The sequence below is a fragment of the Mycolicibacterium holsaticum DSM 44478 = JCM 12374 genome (assembly GCF_019645835.1).
GTDB lineage: Bacteria > Actinomycetota > Actinomycetes > Mycobacteriales > Mycobacteriaceae > Mycobacterium > Mycobacterium holsaticum.
In genome coordinates, this window is the sequence record NZ_CP080998.1 from 2,027,555 (window position 1) to 2,047,605 (window position 20,051).

Annotated in this window: 13 protein-coding genes; 7 read left to right on the forward strand and 6 right to left on the reverse strand. The window is 69.6% G+C overall.

Going from position 1 to position 20,051, the window contains the following annotated elements; genetic code table 11:
- Positions 1-104 precede the first annotated feature (104 nt).
- From K3U96_RS09810 to K3U96_RS09825, 4 genes are read left to right on the forward strand one after another with little or no spacing between them, the layout of a single operon-like run.
- Entirely contained in the window at positions 105-1,136 is a 1,032-nt protein-coding gene (locus tag K3U96_RS09810) for a sulfate ABC transporter substrate-binding protein (protein WP_069403569.1), read from the forward strand.
- Entirely contained in the window at positions 1,133-2,017 is an 885-nt protein-coding gene (gene cysT, locus K3U96_RS09815) for a sulfate ABC transporter permease subunit CysT (RefSeq protein ID WP_069403568.1), read from the forward strand. The genes K3U96_RS09810 and cysT overlap by 4 nt, the downstream gene beginning before the upstream one ends.
- Positions 2,014-2,826, forward strand: a complete 813-nt coding sequence (gene cysW / locus K3U96_RS09820; RefSeq protein WP_069403567.1) for a sulfate ABC transporter permease subunit CysW — start codon at positions 2,014-2,016, stop codon at positions 2,824-2,826. The genes cysT and cysW overlap by 4 nt, the downstream gene beginning before the upstream one ends.
- A gap of 27 nt (positions 2,827-2,853) precedes the next feature.
- Positions 2,854-3,924, forward strand: coding sequence for a sulfate/molybdate ABC transporter ATP-binding protein (locus tag K3U96_RS09825; RefSeq protein ID WP_220692862.1), 1,071 nt, complete (start codon positions 2,854-2,856; stop codon positions 3,922-3,924).
- 1 nt (position 3,925) lies between these two features.
- Here K3U96_RS09825 and K3U96_RS09830 read toward each other — a convergent pair whose 3' ends face one another.
- The 4 genes from K3U96_RS09830 to K3U96_RS27150 all read right to left on the reverse strand — a co-directional run bounded on the left by K3U96_RS09830 (position 3,926) and on the right by K3U96_RS27150 (position 7,418).
- On the reverse strand, positions 3,926-4,630 hold the full coding sequence (locus K3U96_RS09830) for a sirohydrochlorin chelatase (protein ID WP_220692863.1): 705 nt from the start codon (positions 4,628-4,630) through the stop codon (positions 3,926-3,928).
- 7 nt (positions 4,631-4,637) lie between these two features.
- Positions 4,638-5,342, reverse strand: a complete 705-nt coding sequence (locus tag K3U96_RS09835; protein WP_069403564.1) for a phosphoadenylyl-sulfate reductase — start codon at positions 5,340-5,342, stop codon at positions 4,638-4,640.
- 28 nt (positions 5,343-5,370) lie between these two features.
- On the reverse strand, positions 5,371-7,047 hold the full coding sequence (locus K3U96_RS09840; RefSeq protein WP_069403563.1) for a nitrite/sulfite reductase: 1,677 nt from the start codon (positions 7,045-7,047) through the stop codon (positions 5,371-5,373).
- Positions 7,048-7,166: 119 nt separating this feature from the next.
- Positions 7,167-7,418: an Ms4527A family Cys-rich leader peptide gene (locus tag K3U96_RS27150; protein WP_350355537.1), complete on the reverse strand. Its 252-nt coding sequence runs from the start codon at positions 7,416-7,418 to the stop codon at positions 7,167-7,169.
- On the opposite strand from K3U96_RS27150, the gene hemW reads away from it, so the two are divergent.
- The gene (gene hemW / locus K3U96_RS09845) at positions 7,351-8,526 is read left to right on the forward strand and encodes a radical SAM family heme chaperone HemW (protein WP_220692864.1); all 1,176 of its coding nucleotides are present in this window, start codon (positions 7,351-7,353) and stop codon (positions 8,524-8,526) included. The two genes, K3U96_RS27150 and hemW, sit on opposite strands and share 68 nt — an antisense overlap.
- A gap of 137 nt (positions 8,527-8,663) precedes the next feature.
- Positions 8,664-13,772, forward strand: a complete 5,109-nt coding sequence (locus tag K3U96_RS09850) for a type I polyketide synthase (protein WP_230982410.1) — start codon at positions 8,664-8,666, stop codon at positions 13,770-13,772.
- 32 nt (positions 13,773-13,804) lie between these two features.
- On the opposite strand, the gene K3U96_RS09855 is transcribed toward K3U96_RS09850, so the two are convergent.
- Entirely contained in the window at positions 13,805-15,463 is a 1,659-nt protein-coding gene (locus K3U96_RS09855) for a (2,3-dihydroxybenzoyl)adenylate synthase (protein ID WP_220692866.1), read from the reverse strand.
- Between the two features lie 99 nt (positions 15,464-15,562).
- Here K3U96_RS09855 and K3U96_RS09860 point away from each other — a divergent pair, with 99 nt between their 5' ends.
- On the forward strand, positions 15,563-19,018 hold the full coding sequence (locus K3U96_RS09860) for a non-ribosomal peptide synthetase (protein WP_220693472.1): 3,456 nt from the start codon (positions 15,563-15,565) through the stop codon (positions 19,016-19,018).
- A gap of 69 nt (positions 19,019-19,087) precedes the next feature.
- On the opposite strand, the gene K3U96_RS09865 is transcribed toward K3U96_RS09860, so the two are convergent.
- Complete coding sequence (locus K3U96_RS09865) at positions 19,088-19,948, reverse strand: LLM class F420-dependent oxidoreductase (protein WP_220692867.1); 861 nt, start codon at positions 19,946-19,948, stop codon at positions 19,088-19,090.
- Positions 19,949-20,051: the final 103 nt, after the last annotated feature.

Genomic DNA, 20,051 nt, shown 5'->3' on the forward strand with positions numbered 1-20,051 from the left:
CCGCGGTTTGGTGTCGGCAGCGGCTTTCCCGAGCCTGATGCTGGTCCCTTCGTGCCGTCGCGGCGGGTCGCCCCGTTAGCGTCCCTGCAAGGAAAGGTCATCAGATGCTCATCAACCGCAAGTCCTGGCGCACCGCCGCCGTCGTCGCCGCCACGGCCAGCCTGCTGGCCGCGTGCGGCGGCGGGTCCAGCGACGTCGCGGGCGGAGGCGCGGAGACCGGCGGCGGCGACCACACGTTGACGCTGGTCGCCTACGCGGTTCCCGAACCCGGCTGGAGCAAGATCATCCCGGCGTTCGCCGCCACCCAGGAGGGCGAGGGCACCGCGGTGACCGCCTCCTACGGCGCCTCGGGTGACCAGTCGCGCGCCGTGGTCGACGGCAAGCCCGCCGACATCGTGAACTTCTCCGTCGAACCCGACGTCACCCGGTTGGTGAAGGCGGGCAAGGTCGCCGAGGACTGGAACGCCGACGCCACCGGCGGCGTCCCGTTCGGCTCGGTCGTCACGCTGGTGGTCCGCGAGGGCAACCCGAAGAACATCCGGGACTGGGACGACCTGCTGCAGCCGGGCCTCGAGGTGGTCAGCCCCAGCCCGCTCAGCTCGGGTTCGGCCAAGTGGAACCTGTTGGCGCCGTACGCCGCGAAGAGCAACGGCGGGCAGAACGCGCAGGCCGGGCTGGATTTCGTCAACGCGCTGGTGTCCGATCACATCCGGACCAGGCCGTCGTCCGGACGGGAGGCCAGCGACCTGTTCCTGCAGGGCACCGGCGATGTGCTGCTGAGCTATGAGAACGAGGCCATCAACATCGAACGGCAGGGCAAGCCCGTCGAGCATGTGAACCCGCCGCAGACGTTCAAGATCGAAAACCCCGTCGCCGTCGTCACCTCCAGCGCGCATCCCGAGAAGGCCAACGCGCTGAAGAACTTCCTCTACACGCCCGAGGGCCAGAAGATCTGGGCCGAGGCCGGCTTCCGTCCGGTCGACCCCGGGGTCGCGATGGAATTCGCAGGCGATTTCCCCGCTCCGGAGAAACTGTGGACCGTCGACGATTTGGGCGGCTGGCAGGCCGTGGATCCGGCATTGTTCGATAAGGACAACGGCACGATCACCAAGATCTACAAAGAAGCAACGAGATGACAGCTGGCCTCGACGCGGACGGGCCACAGCTTCCGCCGGACCAGTCCGGCGCCGGCGATGCCGCAGCGGCCAGGGGGTTTTTCACCAGCCGCTACGGCAACACGAAGCTGCGCGTCGGGGTCGCCACGACGTGGCTGTCGATCATCGTGCTGATGCCGCTCGCGGCGATCGTGTGGCAATCCGCAGGCGGCGGGTGGGAGGCGTTCTGGCAGGCGATCACCTCCAACGGCGCCATCCAGTCGTTCCGGGTCACGCTGACCGTCTCGTTCGCGGTCGCGGTGATCAACTTGTTCTTCGGGCTGCTGGTGGCCTGGGTGCTCACCCGCGACGACTTCGTCGGCAAACGGTTGGTCGACGCGATCATCGACCTGCCGTTCGCCCTGCCCACCATCGTGGCGAGCCTGGTGATGCTGGCGCTCTACGGGCCGAACAGCCCGGTGGGAATCCACATCCAGCACACCAAGTGGGGCGTGGGCGTCGCGCTGCTGTTCGTCACGCTGCCGTTCGTGGTGCGCTCGGTGCAACCGGTGATCCTGGAGTTGGACCGCGAGGTCGAGGAAGCCGCGGCGTCACTGGGCGCCGACAACTTCACGATCTTCCGGCTGGTGATGCTGCCCGCGCTGCTGCCGTCCCTGCTTTCCGGGGCGGGGCTGGCGTTCTCCCGCGCGATCGGTGAGTACGGTTCGGTCGTGCTGATCGGCGGCGCGGTGCCCGGCGAGTCCGAGGTGTCCTCGCAGTACATCCGCACGTTGATCGAGTTCGACGACCGCACCGGCGCGGCCGCGGTGTCGATTGTGCTGCTGACGATCTCGTTCGTCGTGCTGTTCATCCTGCGCACCATCGGGTCGCGGGCCGCCAAGCGCCAGGAGTTGGTGACGTGACCCTGTCGCCCGCGGTGCGCTACCTGCTGCGCTTTTTGGCGCTGGGCTACCTGCTGTTCCTGCTGGTGGTGCCGGTCGGCTTGATTCTGTGGCGCACCTTCGAGCCCGGGGTGGGCGAGTTCATCGCGTCCATCAGCACCCCGGCAGCCATTTCGGCGTTGCGCCTGTCGCTGATCGTCGTCGCGATCGTGGTGCCCCTCAACGTGATCTTCGGGGTGCCCACCGCATTGGTGTTGGCGCGCAACCGGTTCCGAGGGAAAAGCCTGCTGCAGGCGGTGATCGACCTGCCGTTCGCGGTGTCTCCGGTGGTGGTCGGTGTCGCGTTGATCCTGTTGTGGGGCTCGGCCGGGGCGCTGGGGTTCGTCGAGAACGACCTCGGCATCAAGATCATCTTCGGGTTTCCCGGCATCGTGCTCGCCAGCATCTTCGTCACCGTCCCGTACGTCATCCGCGAGGTCGAACCGGTGCTGCACGAGCTGGGCACCGACCAGGAGGAAGCCGCCTCGACACTGGGATCGAGCGCGTGGCAGACGTTCCGGCTGGTCACGCTGCCCTCGATCAAGTGGGGGCTGATGTACGGGGTGGTGTTGACCGTCGCGCGCACGCTCGGCGAATACGGCGCCGTGATCATGGTGTCGTCGAACCTGCCGGGGATATCGCAGACGTTGACGCTGCTGGTGTCCGACCGCCACACCCGCGGCAACGAGTACGGCGCCTACGCGATCTCCACGCTGCTGATGACGGTCGCAGTCGTCGTCCTGGTGGTCCAGGTGCTACTCGACGTCCGCCGCGCGAAACTGGACACCTGAGTTCTACGCCATGAGGAGACGATTGCCGTGACCACCCGGACGACCACTGCGATCACCGTGCGCGCCGTCAACAAGCGCTACGGCGACTTCGCGGCGCTGGACAACGTCGACTTCGACGTGCCGTCGGGGTCGCTGACCGCGCTGCTCGGCCCCAGCGGTTCGGGTAAGTCGACCCTGCTGCGCGCGATCGCCGGGCTGGACCGGCCCGACACCGGGACCATCACGATCAACGGCCGTGATGTCACCAAGGTGCCCCCGCAACGCCGCGGCATCGGCTTTGTGTTCCAGCACTACGCGGCGTTCAAGCATCTGACCGTGCGCGACAACGTGGCGTTCGGGCTGAAGATCCGCAGGCGGCCCAAGGCCGAGATCAAGGAGAAGGTCGACAACCTGCTGGAAGTGGTGGGGCTGGCCGGTTTCCAGACCCGATACCCCAATCAGCTCTCCGGCGGGCAACGGCAGCGCATGGCGCTGGCGCGCGCGCTCGCGGTGAACCCGCAGGTGCTGCTGCTCGACGAGCCGTTCGGCGCGCTGGACGCCAAGGTCCGGGAGGACCTGCGGGTCTGGCTGCGACGGCTGCACGAGGAGGTGCACGTCACGACCGTGCTGGTCACCCACGACCAGTCCGAAGCGCTGGACGTGGCCGATCGCATCGCGGTGCTGAACAAGGGTCGTATCGAGCAGGTCGGTTCTCCGACAGAGGTTTACGACGAGCCCGCGAACGCGTTCGTGATGTCGTTTCTGGGCGCGGTGTCGTCGCTGAACGGCAGCCTGGTGCGCCCGCACGACATCCGCGTCGGGCGCAATCCGGAGATGGCCATCGCGGCAAGCGACGACACCATCGCCGCCACCGGCGTGGTGCGGGCGACCATCGACCGGATCGTGATGCTGGGCTTCGAGGTTCGCGTCGAGCTCACCAACGCCGCGTCGCACACCTCGTTCACCGCGCAGATCACCCGTGGCGACGCCGAGGCGCTCGCGTTGAAAGAGGGCGACACCGTCTACGTTCGGGCCACCCGTGTGCCCGCGATACCGGCCGCTTCGTCAATACCCAAGGCCGACAACGCCGATGATGACGAGGCGCTGACGACGGCGTGAGCTAGGCCGCGATGTCGGCGGTGGTGCGCGCGTCGAAGCGGTCCAGCACCGTGGCGGCGACGAGGTTGTGCGAGCCCAGCGGCTCGGCCATCGAAATACCGTGTGCGCCAGCGTAGTCGGCTATACGGTCGGTGATCCGGCCGTGCGCCAAGAACCACGGGGCGATCACCAGGCGTCGTGCACCTTGGGCGCGCAGCAGTTGCGCGGTGTCGTGAACGCTGGGATACGGCCCGGTGGCGAACGCCACTTCGGCGCCCACCCAACGGGTTCCGGCGTGCAACGTCTGCGCGACGGCCGCGGTGTGCGCGTTTGCGGTGGCGCTCGACGAACCGACGGCGACCACGATCACCCCGAGGCCGTCGTCGTCGGGAGACACCCCGCTCTCGGCGAGGCGCTGCCGCAACACCGACAGCAGCGACAGGTCCTGGCCGAGCACTTCGGCCTGTACCACGTTCGCCCCCGAGGCTTCGATCACCGCGGGCAGGTCGATGCGGGCATGGTAGGCGTCGGCGAGCAGGAACGGCACCACGATTCCGTGGCCGGGCACGCCGGCGAGCACATCGCCCAGGCTCGGTGCGGCTTTCTCCAGGAACGCCGGACGCACGTCCAGCCACGGCCGCAGCCGCCGGATGCGGCCTGCCACCGCGTGCGTCACCGCGGCCGAGCGCGGATCGACGCTGCCGTGCGCCGTGAGGATGAGCGTCACGACGACCTCACGAGGCGTGCAGCCCGCATTCCGTCTTGGCGGTGCCTGCCCAGCGACCGCTGCGCGGGTCGGCGCCCTCGACCGGCTTGGCCGTGCACGGAGCGCAGCCGATCGAGGGATAGCCCTCGTAGACAAGGGGATTGACCAGGATGCCGTTGGCGTCGATGTAGTTCTGCATGTCTTCGTCGGTCCACGCCGCCAACGGGTTGATCTTCACCAGGCCGAACGCCTTGTCCCAGCTGATCAGCGGTGCGTTGGCCCGCGTCGGCGCCTCGACCCGCCGGATGCCGGTGACCCACGCCGAATATCCGCGCAGCGCCTTGCTCAACGGCTCGACCTTGCGCATCCGGCAGCATTCGTTGGGTTCGCGGGCGAACAGGTCCTTGCCGAACAGCTCGTCCTGTTTGGCCACGGAGTTCTCCGGCGTGACGTTGATCACCTTCACGTCGTAGACGGCTTCGACGGCGTCGCGGGTGCCGATGGTTTCCACGAAGTGATAGCCGGTGTCCAGGAACAACACGTCCACCCCGGGGCGCACCTTGGCGGCCAGATCGACCAGCACCGCGTCCTGCATGTTGGACGCCACGATGTAGTCGCCGCGGAAGTGCTCGTCGGTCCAGCGCAGCAGGTCAACGGCGCTGGCGCCGTCGAGTTCCCTGGCGCCGCGCTCGGCCAGTGCCTGCAGATCGGTGTCTGAAGAAAGGTCGGTCATCTGTGCCTTCCGTTGGTCGCCCGTGCGCTCATCGCAAATCGGCCTCGTCGGCCCGCATCGCCCAGGTAGCGAAACGCTCACCCTGGTCGCGTTGTTTCACGAAGTTGCGGACGATCCGCTCGATGTAGTCGCCCAGTTCGGCGTCGGTGACCTTGTGCTTGCGCAACTTGCGGCCGAAACCGCTGTCCACGCCCAGGCTGCCGCCCAGGTGGACCTGGAATCCGGGCACGGTGTTGCCGTTGCCGTCGTCGACCATCTGGCCCTTGAACCCGATATCGGAGGTCTGGATGCGGGCGCAGGAGTTGGGGCAGCCGTTGATGCCGATGGTGATCGGCACGTCCAGTTGGGCGTTGATGTCGTCGAGGCGTCGCTCCAACTCGGGCGCCATCACCTGGGCGCGGCCCCGGGTTTCGGCGAACGACAGTTTGCAGAACTCGATGCCGGTGCACGCCATCAGGTTGCGCCGCCAGTGCGACGGCCGCGCGGGCAGACCGAGCTTGTCCAGCCCCGCCGTCAGCTCGTCGACCTTGTCGTCGGGCACGTCGAGGATGATGACCTTCTGGTACGGGGTGAATCGGATGCGGTCGGAGCCGACCTGCTCGGCCAGGTCCGCGATCGCGCACAGCACCGTGCCCGACACCCGCCCGGCGATCGGCGAGACGCCGACCGCGTTGAGGCCGTTCTTCAGCCGCTGCACGCCGACGTGGTCGATGGCGTGGGGCACCGGCTCGGGCGCCGGGCCGTCGATGAGTTTGCGGCCCAGGTACTCCTGTTCGAGAACTTCCCGGAACTTCTCCACACCCCAGTCCTTGACCAGGAACTTCAGCCGGGCCTTGGAGCGCAGCCTGCGGTACCCGTAGTCGCGGAACACCGAGGTCACGCCCGCCCACACCTCGGGCACCTCATCCAGCGGCACCCAGACGCCGAGGCGTTGGGCCAGCATCGGGTTGACCGACAGGCCGCCGCCGACCCACAGGTCCAGGCCGGGCCCGTGTTCGGGATGGTTGACGCCCACGAACGACACGTCGTTGATCTCGTGCGGAATGTCCTGCAGGCCCGAGATCGCGGTCTTGTACTTGCGCGGCAGGTTGGAGAATTCGGGGTTGCCGATGTAGCGCCGCACGATCTCGTCGAGCGCGGGCTGCGCGTTGAGGACCTCGTCGACCGAATCGCCGGCCAGCGGCGAACCGAGCATGCCGCGGGGGCAGTCGCCGCACGCCTCGGTGGTGCCCAGGCCGACGGCGTCCAGGCGGCGCCAGATCTCGGGCACGTTCTCGATCTCGATCCAGTGGTACTGCAGGTTCTCGCGGTTGGTGAGGTCGGCGGTGTCGCGGGCGAAGTCGATCGAGATCTGGCCCAGGGTGCGGATGGTTTCGACCGAATGCGCCTTGCCGTCGGAGCGCACCCGCATCATCAGGTACTTGGCTTCCAGGATTTCGGCGTTCTCGTCACCGGTCCAGGTGCCGTCGTAGCCCTCCGCGCGCTGCGTGTAGAGCCCCATCCAGCGGAACCGGCCCCGCAGATCGGTGAGGTCGATGCCGTCGAAACCGGTCTTGGAGTAGATGTCGATGATGCGGTCACGCACGTTGAGCGCGTCGTCGTCCTTCTTGAACTGCTCGGTGGGGTTGAGCGGTTCCCGGTCCCCGAGAGCCCACTGGCCTTCGGCGCGAGGCGCACGGGCTGGTCTTGGGTTTGCCTGAGTCATGGGTTTGGCTCCTTCGTGGAGCCGGCGTTGGGACCGCGCATTCACCGGTGAGCTGACCGGCAGCGCAGATCCGGCGGCCAGCTAGAAGTGTTGGTTGGGCTGGGTCCGAAATCAGCGCGTCAAGGCAGACAACAACAGGTACAGACGCGCTTGAAATCGACGTGCCGACGCGCCACCAGCGAAATGCGGGGGAAGATGCGTGCGGCAGTCACGACGCCAATTGTGCCATGAACTACGCCGTGTGCACTAACCGGGCGATATTTGCGCTCAAGGTGAGCAGAAGTCGTCTGGGAAACTGGCCCTATGACCGTCCGAACCGCGCCCGTGACACTGCCGGGCCTGGCCGCCACACCGGGGGGCGCGTTCGGCATCTACGTGCACGTGCCGTTCTGCGCGTCGCGCTGCGGATACTGCGACTTCAACACCTACACACCGGCCGAGCTGGGCGGGGCGAACCCGGACGGATTCCTGGCCGGGCTGCGTACCGAGCTGCGCCTGGCCGCCGCCCAGCTGGGGTCGCCGCCGGCGGTCGACACCGTATTCGTCGGGGGCGGCACCCCGTCGCTGCTGGGCGGCGCGGGCCTGGCGGTGGTGCTCGCGGCGATCCGCGAGCATTTCGTCCTGGCTCCCGACGCCGAGGTCACCACCGAGGCCAACCCCGAGTCCACCTCGCCGGAGTTCTTCGCGCAGCTGCGCGCCGCGGGGTTCACCCGGGTGTCGCTGGGCATGCAGTCGACCGCTGCGCACGTGCTGGCGGTGCTCGACCGGGTGCACTCGCCGGGCCGCGCCCTCGACGCCGCCCGCGAAGCCAGCGCCGCCGGGTTCGCGCACGTCAACCTCGATTTGATCTACGGCACGCCGGGGGAGAGCGACGGCGATCTGCTGCGCTCGATCGAGGCCGCCGTCGACGCGGGTGTCGACCACGTATCCGGGTACGCGCTGGTGATCGAGGACGGCACCGCGATGGCGCGCCGGGTGCGTCGCGGCGAGCTCACCACACCCGACAACGACGAGCTGGCGCACCGGTACGAGCTGCTCGACGCGCAGCTGTCGGCGGCCGGGTTCGGTTGGTACGAGGTGTCGAACTGGTGTCGGCCCGGCGGTGAGTGCCGGCACAACATCGGCTACTGGAACGGCGGTCAATGGTGGGGCGCCGGGCCGGGGGCGCACGGTTACGTCGGTGCGACCCGGTGGTGGAATATCAAGCACCCCAACGCTTATGCCCAAGCGCTGGATGCCGGGCAGCTGCCGGTGGCCGACTACGAGCTGCTCGACGACGGCATCCGCCACACCGAGGACGTCATGCTGCGGGTGCGACTGCGCGACGGGTTGCCGGTGGCGCTGCTGAGCCAGGCCGAACGCCGCCGCGCCGCCACCGTCGTCGACGACGGGCTCGCGACCATGCAGGCCGACCGGTTGGTGCTCACCGACCGCGGCCGCCTGTTGGCCGACGCGGTCGTGCGCGCGGTGCTCGACTAGGGCGGCACCACTTCCGACCTGCGCTCCGTAGTTGCCAAATATCACCGACGGTGTGCAAATATGGGCGCCATGGCGCGTCACTTGTTAGGCAAGGCTATCCAGACTACTGGGCCTGTTTGTGGCGGCCGGATTCTTTCGTGAGCTCCGCCTCCGAGCCCGTCGCGATCGTCGGCATCGGTTGCCGGGTGGCGGGTGACATCACCACACCGGCCCAGTTCTGGAACTTTCTGCTCGACGGCGGCAGCGCGGTCACCGAAGTGCCCGCCGAGCGGTGGGAGCCCTACCTGCGCCGCGACCCGCGCAACGCCGCGGTGCTGCGCGACGTGACCCGCTGGGGCACCTTCCTGGACGACCTGCCCGGCTTCGACGCGGAGTTCTTCGGCGTCTCGCCGCGGGAGGCCGAGCTGATGGATCCGCAACAGCGGCTGGCGCTGGAGGTCAGCTGGGAAGCGCTCGAGCACGCCGGGGTGCCGCCGAGGTCGCTGGCCGGTAGCGACACCGCCGTCTTGATGGGCGTCAACTCCGACGACTACGGCAAGTTGGTCATGGAGGACCTCACCGGCATCGAAGCCTGGACGGGGATCGGCACCTCGTTGTGTGGCATCGCCAACCGGGTGTCGCACCTGCTCGATCTGCGCGGGCCCAGCGTCGCGCTGGACGCCGCCTGCGCCGCATCGCTGGTGGCCGTGCATCAGGCCTGCCAGATGTTGCGCGCCGGGGAGACGTCGTTGGCGTTGGCCGGCGGGGTCAGCGCGCTGATCGGCCCGGGGCTGACCCGCGTGCTCGACGTCGCAGGCGCGACCGCCCCCGACGGCAGATGCAAGACCTTCGACGCCACGGCCGACGGATACGGGCGCGGCGAAGGCGCCGGCGTGGTGGTGCTCAAGCGGCTCGGCGACGCGCTGCGCGACGGCGACCACGTCTACGCCGTGGTGCGCGGCGGCGCGGTCGCGCAGGACGGCCGCACCGTGGGCATCATGTCGCCCAACGGTGACGCCCAGGCCGAAATGTTCCGGCGCGCATGCCAATCCGCGGGTGTCGCGCCGTCGAGCGTGGACTTCGTCGAGGCGCACGGCACCGGCACTCCGACCGGCGACCCCACCGAAATCCGCGCGCTGTCATCGGTTTACGGTGTGGGCCGGCCCCCCGATGCGCCCTGCCGGATCGGATCGGTCAAGCCCAACGTCGGTCACCTCGAGGGCGGGGCCGGGATCGTCGGGCTGATCAAAGCCGCGCTGGCGTTGCACCACGAGACGATCCCGCCGACCGCGGGCCTGCAGACATTGACCCCGGCGGTCGACTGGGCCAACAGCGGGCTGCGGGTGCCCACCGAGGTCGAGCAGTGGAAACGCGGCGACGACGCGCCGCGACGCGCCGCGGTGTGCAGCTACGGATACGGCGGCACCATCGCCCACGTCCTGCTCGAAGAGGCGCCGGCGCAGGTCGTCGAAACCACACGGGCGCAACGTTATCCGGTTGTCATCCCGGTGTCGGCGCGATCCGCGCCGCGGCTGCGCGCACAGGCGGCGGCGTTGTCGGCGCGCCTGGGCCGCGGTGACCTGCGGCTCGACGAGGTCGCCGCGACGACGTGGCTGCGCCGCTCGCACGAACCGGTACGCGCGGCGGTCGTCACCGACGACATCGACGGTGCGGCCGCCGGTTTCGACGCGTTGGCCAACGCGGTGCCCGACGCTTCGGTGGTGACCGGCGCCGCCCTTGCGTCCGCGGAAGACGGCGCGGTGTGGGTGTTCTCCGGACACGGCTCGCACTGGCCGCAGATGGGCCGCGAACTGTTGGCCGGCGAACCCGAGTTCGCGGCGGTGATCGAAGCCGTCGAACCGATCTTCACCGCCGAACTGGGCTTTTCGGCGGCCGAGGCGCTGCGCACGGGTGAGCTCGGCAGCACCGACCGCGTGCAGGCGCTGACGTTCGCGATGCAGGTGGGCCTGGCCGCCGTGTTGCGCGCCCGCGGGGCGGCGCCGGCGGCGGTGATCGGGCATTCGGTCGGAGAGGTCGCGGCCTGCGTGACCGCGGGGGTGTTCGACCTGACGGTGGGGGCGGCGGTGGCCTGCTACCGGGCCCGCGGGTTCCGCACGGTGATGGGCCGGGGGGCGATGGCCCTGGTGCACGTTCCGTTCGCGGACGCCGAAAAGCGGTTGGGCGCGAGCCTCGACGTGGTGGCCGCGATCAGCGCGTCACCGGGGTCGACGGTGATCTCCGGCGAAATCGGCGCCGTCGACGCGGTCTGCCGATCCTGGACCGACGAGGGCCTGGTGGTGCGCCGGGTCAACACGGACGTGGCGTTTCACAGCCCGGCCATGGACACTCTGACCGGCGAGCTGGGTCGGCTGACCGGTCAGCTGCCACCTGCCCGCAAACCCGATATCCCGCTGTACACAACAGCGTTGGCCGACCCGCGCTCGGCCGCGCCGCGAGACCAGCGCTACTGGGTGGCGAACCTGCGGGACCGGGTGCGTTTCACCGAGGCGGTCGTAGCCGCCGTCGAGGACGGCCATCGGTTGTTCCTGGAGGTATCCGCGCACCCGGTGGTCGCGCATTCCATCGTCGAGACGCTCACGCATCACGGCATCGACGAGCACGCGGTCCTACCCCTGCTTCGTCGCGACCGGCCCGCCATCACGTCGGTGGCCACCGCGCTGGCGGCGTTGCACTGCCACGGCGCACCCGTGGACCACGGTATCGCCGTCACCGCGCCGTGGGCCGACGACCTGCCGGTGACCCAGTGGCAGCACCGGCGGTTCTGGCGCACCCCGACCCCGCCGCCGGGCGGTCGCGGCGTGCACGACGTCGAGAGCCACACGCTGCTCGGCGGCCGTGTCGACGTGACGGGCGCCGTGACGTCACGCATGTGGCAGACCCGCCTCGACCTGGACACCCGGCCCTACCCGGGAAATCATCCGGTCAAGGGCACCGAGATCGTGCCTGCCGCAGTTCTTTTGAACACTTTCCTCGCCGCGGCGCAGTGCGACCTGGTCGACGTCCGGTTGCGCACGCCGGTGGCCCCCGGTCGGGCCCGCGACGTCCAGGTCGTGCTGCAGGACCGCGCGCTGACCCTGGCCACGTGCCTGCTCGACGACGACACCGCCGAGGACGGCAGTTGGCTCACCCACAGCAGCGCGGTGGCCGCGGCCGACGACGACCTCGAAGAACTGCGGGGCCGGACGATCGACGAGCCCGTGCTGCGCGACCGCTGCCCCGAGCCGTTGCCTGCCGAGCACGTGGTCGACACGCTGGCGGCGCTCGGCGTCGCCGCGATGGGATTCGATTGGCAGATCACCGAATTGCGCCGCGGGGACGGTGAGCTGTTGGTCCGGGTAGCAGCTCGCCCTGACCGGTCGCGGCCGGCGAGCTGGGCTCCGCTTCTCGACGCGGCGACGTCGGCGGCGTCGACGGTGTTCGACGGCCCGCCGCGGCTGCGGATGCCCGCCCGGATCGAGCGGGTCGCGGTACACGGTCGGCCGCCTGCGGTGGCCCTTCTGCATGTTCGGCGCCGCGCCGGCACCACCGCCGCCGACGTGTCGATCGCCGAGGAAAACGGCACGGTGTGTGCGTCGCTGACGGCGATGGTGTTCGAGGAGCTGGAAAACCCCACCGGCAGCGATGTCTCGCAGCTGGTGCACCGGCTGGCGTGGTATCCGGTGCCGTGGCGCGAAGACAGCCGCCCCGCCGCGGTGCTGCTCGTCGGCGGGGACGCCCAAACGCGCGGATTCGCCACCCGCGACCTGGCCGCCGCCGATGTGCCGTACGCGATGTGCACCGATCCGGCCGCGATCACGGCCGCCGAACTGGACCGCGACGCGACGGTATTGGTGCTGCCGGACGCCCACGGCTCACCGCAGGCGTCGGTGGACCTCGTGATGCGCACGCTCAAACACCTGCTCGAGCGCGGTGTGAAGGCGCGGATGTGGGTGCTGACGCAGCAGGTGCACGAGGGGACGAACGTCGCGCACGCCTCGCTGTGGGGGCTGGCCCGCGTGGCCGCCGCCGAACACCCGGACATCTTCGGCGGGGTGCTCGACGTCGCCGACGCGCACCTACCCGTCGGTGCGTTGGTGTCGCTGCCCGGCCATGCGGTCGTGGTGATCCGCGACGGTGTCGCCACCGTCGCGCGGTTGGCCGACGCGGGCCACGGCGCCGGTGCGCCGATGCAGTGCAGCGCGGGTGGCACCTATGTGATCACCGGTGGCACCGGCGTGCTGGGACTTCGAATGGCCCAGCGGCTGGCCGACATCGGGGCGCGGCGAGTGGTGCTGCTGTCCCGCTCGGGCATGCCCGAGCGGCAGACATGGCGCGACTGCGGTGACTCCGAGGTGATCCGCACCGTCGAGGCCCTCGAGGAGCGCGGCGTGTCGGTTCACGTCGTCGCCGTCGACATCGCGGCGCCCGGCGCGGCCGAAACCCTTCGCGCGGCGCTGCGCAACCTGCCACCGGTTCGGGGCGTGATTCACGCCGCGGGTGTGGAAGCCGGTGCGCTGCTGGTCAATACCAGCCAGGACGATATCGAGGCGGCGATGCGGCCCAAGGTCGACGGCACGCTGACCCTGCACGAGGTGTTTCCGCCCGAGCAGTTGGACTGGATGGTGCTGTTCTCCTCGTGCGGGTATCTGCCCGGCTTCCCGGGTCAGGGCGCATACGCCTGCGCGAACTCGTTTCTCGACGCGATGGCCCGCCACCGCAGCGCGCTGGGGGATCGCACCGTCAGCGTCGCGTGGACCGCGTGGCGTGGCCTCGGCATGGGGTCGACGTCGCGGTTCGTCGCGGCGCAACTGGACGCGCTGGGGATGGACACCGTGACCGCCGACGAGGCGATGCGCGCGCTGGACGTGGCCATGCGCTTGGACGAGGCGAACGTGGTGGTGCTGCCGCTGCGTGCCAACGCCGCCGCGGTGCCGATGCTCGCCGACGTGGCGCCCGCGGAGACCGACGCGGACGGTGCCGACGAGTTGGCCGGCGTCGACGCGGATCCGCAGCAGGTGCCCAGGCGCGTGGTCGCGGCTGTGGCGGCCCAACTGGGCCTGCCCGAGGACGGGGTCGATACCAGCCAGCCGCTGGTCGAACTCGGCGTCGACTCGATCATGACCGTCGGCCTGCTGCGGCAGCTGGAGAAGCAGACCGGCCTCGCGCTGCCGCCGACCCTGCTGTGGGAATACCCGACCGCGGACGCGGTGTGCGACCGGATCGTCGAACTGGTCACCGCCGCACGCGAAGAGGTCCACGCGTCCTGAGGGGCCGGCGCCCGCTCGCGGCGACCTACCGGTCAGGACAGCAGCTGGGCCACGACTCTCTTCTTGTCCACCTTGCCGACCGCGGTCTTGGGCAGCGACGGCAGCGGGGCGAGCATGTCGGGGCGGGAGTGCGCCGAAACCCCGCGCGCGTCGAGGAACTGGTTGAGCTCGGCCAGCGAAATCGGCGAGCCGTTGAAAACCACGGCCGCGCAGATCTTCTCACCGAGATACTCATCGGGCAGCGCGACGGCCGCTGCGGCGTAGATCGCCGGATGGGCGAACAGGTGCTCCTCCAGGTCCGACGCCGACACCGTCTCGCCGCCGCGGTGGATGACGTCCTTGATACGGCCGGTGACCTCGACGTAGCCGGCCCGCGGTCCGTCGGCGAAGATTCGCACCCGGTCCCCGGTGCGGTAGAACCCGTCGGGGCTGAACGAGCGGGAATTGGCTTCGTCGGCACGGTAATAGCCGTTGAGGGTGTAAGGCCCGCGGACCAGCAGTTCACCTTCCTCGCCGGGCGCGACCGGGGCGCCGGTGTCGTCAACCACCCGCATCTCGTCGTGCGGCGACATCGGCCGGCCCTGCGTGTTGAGCACGATGTCGACGGAATCGCCGAGGCGGGTGAAGTTCAGCATGCCCTCGGCCATGCCGAAGATCTGCGACAGCCCGGGTGTCAGCCCCTCGTGGATGTAGCGCGCCTCGTCGGCGGTCATCCGCGACCCGCCGACCTGCACCAGCCGTAACGACTTGGGCAGCACCGGTTCCCACTCGCAGGCCTGCGTCCACATCTTGGCCAGCGCGTTGACCAGGCCGGTCACGGTGACGGTGTGGCGATCGATCAACGCGAACGCGCACTCCGGGCTGGGGTCGGGGGTGAAGACCGTCGCGGCGCCGACCGTCATCGACCCGAGCAGGCCGGGGCAGGCCAGCGGAAAGTTGTGGCCCGCGGGCAACACCACCAGATAGACGTCTGCGGAGGTGAGGCCGCACTCGCGGGCACTGGCCGTCGCGTTGTAGACGTAGTCGTTGTGGGTGCGCGGGATCAGTTTGGGCAGCCCGGTGGTGCCGCCGGACACCAGCAGCAGCGCGGGCAGGTCCGGGTCGACGGGCGCCGGTTCACGGACTGCGCCGTCGAAAGTGCCCAGCTGCGACCAGGATTGGAACCTTCCGGGATCGCCGTCGACGAACACGTGACGCAACCCCGGGTGGTCGTTCACCAGACCTTCGGCCATGTCGCGGTAGTCGAATCCGGCGATGACGTCGGGAATGATCAGCCCCACGGCGCCGCTGACCGCGGCGAAGTGACTGAGCTCGGCGAAACGATGTCCCGAAAGGCACATCACCGGCACAGCGCCCGCGCGCAGCAGCCCGAACAGCGCGACCGCGAACTCGCACGTGTTCGGAAGCTGCAACAGGACCCGGTCTCCTGCGGCGATGCCGCGGTCGGCCAGCGCCGCGGCGATCCGGTCGGCGCGCGCGTCGAGTTCGGCGAACGTGTAGGTGACGTCGGCGTCGATCACCGCGTTGCGGTCGGGCCAGGCGGCCGCCGCGGCGGTGAGGATCGAATCAAGCCGGCGATCGGTCCAGTAGCCCGCCCGGCGGTACTCCTCGGCACGGTCGGCGGGAAACGGCGCGAAACCGTGCGCCAGGTCGGCGAAGTCGCTCCGCTGAGGCGTGAAACCGGTGCTCATGGATGATGTGGGCCCCTCTGTAGGAGTGTGCGGTGCCTCGAATATAAGGTAGCGTCCACCGGGTTAGTTAGGGCAGCCTTTACTAATTTGGAGGACAGAGTGGGTGATGCGGCGACGAGTTCCGAGACCGTCCGACAGGAGGTCGCCGAACTCCTCGGTGTCAGCCCCGACGCCGTCGACCCCGACGCCGACCTGATCGCCTCCGGCCTGGACTCCATCCGGATGATGTCGCTGTCCGGGCGCTGGCGTAAGCAGGGCATCGACGTCAACTTCGCCGCGCTGGCCGAGGCGCCCACGGTCGCGGCGTGGTCGGCGCTGGTCGCCGCCCGTACCGCACCGCCGAGCGCCGACCCCGCAGCAGCCGAGGACACCGACGCCGACGGACCGTTCCCGCTCGCGCCCATGCAGCACGCGATGTGGCTGGGCCGCAACGACGACCAGCAACTCGGCGGGGTGGCCGCCCACCTGTACGTGGAATTCGACGGCGCAGGCGTCGACCCGAACCGGCTGCGGCAGGCCGCAGCGAAACTCGTTGCGCGCCACCCGATGCTGCGGGTGGAGATCCTGCCCGACGGCACGCAGCGCATCGGTGAGCGTGCTCTGCCCGTGACGGTGTACGACCTGCGGGACCTGTCCGAATCAGCGGCGCAGGAACGGCTCGACGCGATCCGGGACGAGAAATCGCATCAGGTCCTCGACGGTGACGTGCTGGAACTGAGCCTGTCGCTGTGCCCGGGCGGGCGCACCCGCCTGCACGTCGACATGGACATGAACGCCGCGGACGCGGTGAGCTACCGCAAGTTCATGGCCGACCTCGCGGTGTTCTACCGCGGCGGTGAGCTGCCCGAACTGGGCTACACCTACCGGCAGTACCGCGCCGCGCTCACCGCCGCCGACCCCGGACCGTCAGAAGAAGACGTGCGGTGGTGGGCCCAAAGGATACCGGAACTGCCCGAACCGCCTGTGCTGCCGCTGGTTCCACCCGCCGAACAAGCCGACCCCCGGCGCAGCGTCCGGCTCTGGCACGTCTTCGACGTCCCGACCCGAGACGCGCTGTTCGCCGCCGCCCAGCGTCGCGGCCTCACACCGGCCATGGCGGTGGCGGCGTCGTACGCCAACGCGCTGGCGCGATGGTCGACCAACGCGCGCTTCCTGCTCAACCTGCCGATGTTCGGCCGCGAGCCGTTTCACCCCGACGTCGAGAAGCTGGTCGGGTGTTTCACCTCGTCGCTCATGCTCGACATCGATCTCACCCAGACCCGCACCGCCGCAGAGCGCACCCGCGCGGTCCAGGAGACGTTGCACAGCACCGCACGGCATTCCAGCTACTCCGGGCTCTCGGTACTGCGCGACCTGAGCAGGCACCGCGGTGTTCAGACGCTGGCACCGATCGTGTACACCAGCGCGATCGGTCTCGGCGACCTGTTCGCGGGGGAGGTGACCGACCAGTTCGGCGCGCCGGTGTGGACGATTTCCCAAGGCCCGCAGGTGCTCATCGACGCACAGGCCACCCCGTTGGCGACCGGCCTGATGATCAACTGGGATGTCCGCGTCGAGGCGTTCCGCCCCGGCGTCGTCGACGCGATGTTCGCCTATCACGTGGCCGAACTGACCCGCCTCGCCACCGACGACGCGGCGTGGGACGCGCCGGATCCGCCCGCGGTACCGCAGCAGGCCCGCGCGGTACGCGATGCGGTGAACGCCGCGACCGCGCCGGCGAGTGGGGAAGCGTTGCACGACGGGTTCTTCCGCGCTGCGCAGACAACGCCCGATGCGCCCGCCGTGCTCAGCAGCGCGGGCGAGCTGCGCTACGGCGCCCTGCGCGGACAGGCGTGTTCGGTCGCGGAAACGTTGCGTGACAACGGGGTCCGGCCACACGATCTGGTGGCGTTGATCGGACCGAAATGCGCCGAGCAGATCCCCGCGGTGCTGGGCATTCTGGCCGCGGGCGCGGCGTACCTGCCGATCGGCGCGGACCAACCGCCCGACCGGACCGCGCGCATCCTGAAATCCAGCGGTGTCGCGGCGGTGCTGGTGTGCGGTGACGCTGAACCGGCTGCGGTGCTGCCCGACGTGCCGACGATCACCGTCGCCGCCGCCGTCGACCGCGACGCGGATTTCGCACTGGCCGCGGTCGACCCCTCGGCGCTGGCGTACGTGTTATTCACCTCGGGGTCGACCGGCGAACCCAAGGGTGTCGAGTTGACCCACGACGCGGTGATGAACACCGTCGAGTTTCTCACCGCGCACTTCGACCTCGGACCCACCGATCGCAGCCTGGCGTTGGCCTCGCTGGAAGCCGACATGTCGGTGCTGGAGATCTTCGCGATCCTGCGCGCAGGCGGCACGGTCGTCGTGGTCGACGAACAACAGCGCCGCGACCCCGACCGGTGGGCCGATCTGATCGAGCAGCACTCGGTGACGTTCTTGAACTGGATGCCCGGCTGGCTGGACATGCTGCTGAGCGTCGGCGGCGCCCGGCTGTCGAGCCTGCGGACGGTGCTTCTCGGCGGCGACTGGGTGCGCCCGGAACTCGTTGTGGCACTGCGCAACGCCGCACCGGGCGTACGGGTGGCGGGGTTGGGCGGGGCGACCGAGACCGCGGTGCACGCCACGCTGTGCGAGGTCGACGAGCCGGCGCCGCACTGGGCGTCGGTGCCCTACGGCACGCCGTTTCCGAACATCGCGTGCCGCGTGGTCGCCGCCGACGGTGCGGACTGCCCGGACTGGGTGCCCGGCGAGCTGTGGTTATCCGGCCGCGGCATCGCCCGCGGTTACCGCGACCGCGCGGACCTGACCGCCGAGAAGTTCGTCGAGTACGACGGCCGAACGTGGTACCGCACAGGTGATCTGGTCCGCTACTGGCCGGACGGCACGCTGGAGTTCGTCGGCCGTATCGACCACCGGGTCAAGATCAGCGGATATCGGATCGAGCTGGGCGAGGTCGAGGCGGCGCTCAAGCGCGTCGGCGGCATCGACGCCGCCGTCGCCGCCGTGCTACCCGGTGAGAGCGACGTGCTGGCGGCGTTGGTCCGGACCACCGATCCGACCGTCGACTCGCACGCGGTCGCCGCTGAGATGGCGGAACTGGTTCCGGCACATATGGTTCCGAAGGTTCTCGTGGTCACCGACCGGATACCGTTCACGCTGGCGGGCAAGATCGACCGCGCGGCCGTGCAACGGCAACTGGCCGACGCCGAGATGCCCGCCGGGCGCGGTTACCGCGCGCCGACGAACCCGCTGGAGTCGGCGCTGGTGGCGATCGTGGCCCGGGTGCTGGGCGTCGAGGCGGGACAGGTCGGCGTCGACGACGACTTCTTCGTCCTGGGCGGGGATTCGCTGCTGGCCACCCAGGCGGTGGCCCGGATGCGGGAGTGGCTGGACACGTCGTCGGTGATGGTCACCGACATGTTCGCCGCCCGGTGCGTGGCCAAGCTGGCCGAGCGACTGCGCGAGCGGGAACCCGACGCCGACCGGCTCGACGCGGTGGCCGAGGTGTATCTGGAGGTCGCGGCGATGGACAGCGCCGAAGTCCTCGCCGAACTCACCCGATGATCCGCCGAAAGGGACAAACGGGCGGGGAAGTGCGAGTAAAACGCGCCGAAACGTCGGTCTCGGCGGAAGCTAACCCAGCGCCGCGGCCAGCCGACGCCACTGCTCGCGCGGGAACTCCCTCGGGTCGGCGGTCAACACCTGCACGCACACGTGGTCGGCGCCCGCGTCGCGATGCTCGTTGACGCGGGCCAGCACCTTCTCCTCGTCGCCCCACGCGATGATCGCGTCGAACAACCGGTCGCTCACCGACGTCACGTCTTCCTCGGTGAAACCGGAGCGCAGCAGGTTGTTGGCATAGTTCGGCAACGCCAGATACGAACGCAGCCAGTCCTTTCCGATCGTATGGGCCACCGAAGCGTCCTCGGTGAGCAGCACGGTCTGCTCGGGCAGCAGGAGGGGACCCGTACCGAGCACCTCGCGGGCGCCCCGGGTGTGCTCGGGCGTGACGAGATAGGGGTGGGCACCGCGCGCCCGGGTCGCCGACAACTCGAGCATCTTGGGGCCCAGCGCCGCCAGCACCCGGTTGCCGACCGGCACCGGGGTTTGCGCCGCGTCGATGCCGTCGAGGAAGGCTCGCGTCGCCGCCAGCGGCTTGCGGTAGCGACCCGGTTCCTTCGAGTCGATGAGCGGCGCGTGGCTCACCCCGATGCCCAGCAGGAAACGCTCACCGTGTTCGGCCGTCAGGGACTGATAGCGCGCCGCCACGTCGGCAGGCTCGTGCATCCACAGGTTCAGGATGCCGGTGGCGATGACGACCTGCTTGGTCGACGACAGCAGATGGTCCACGGAATCGAGAACCGGCCCGCCGACGTCGGGAATCCACAGCGCCGTAAAGCCCAGGTCTTCCAGCTCGGCGGCGGCGTCCGCCGCCTCGCCCTGGTCGCCGTAACGCAGCTGCGAACTCCAAATCCCGACGCCTGCCAGATCCATGCCCTGTCCTTTCGAAGCGTCCTTTCGAAGCGTCCTTTCGACGCAACTACCGACCCCACGTTACGTAGCCGCCGATCTCCAAGCCGCGACCGGTTGGTCGATG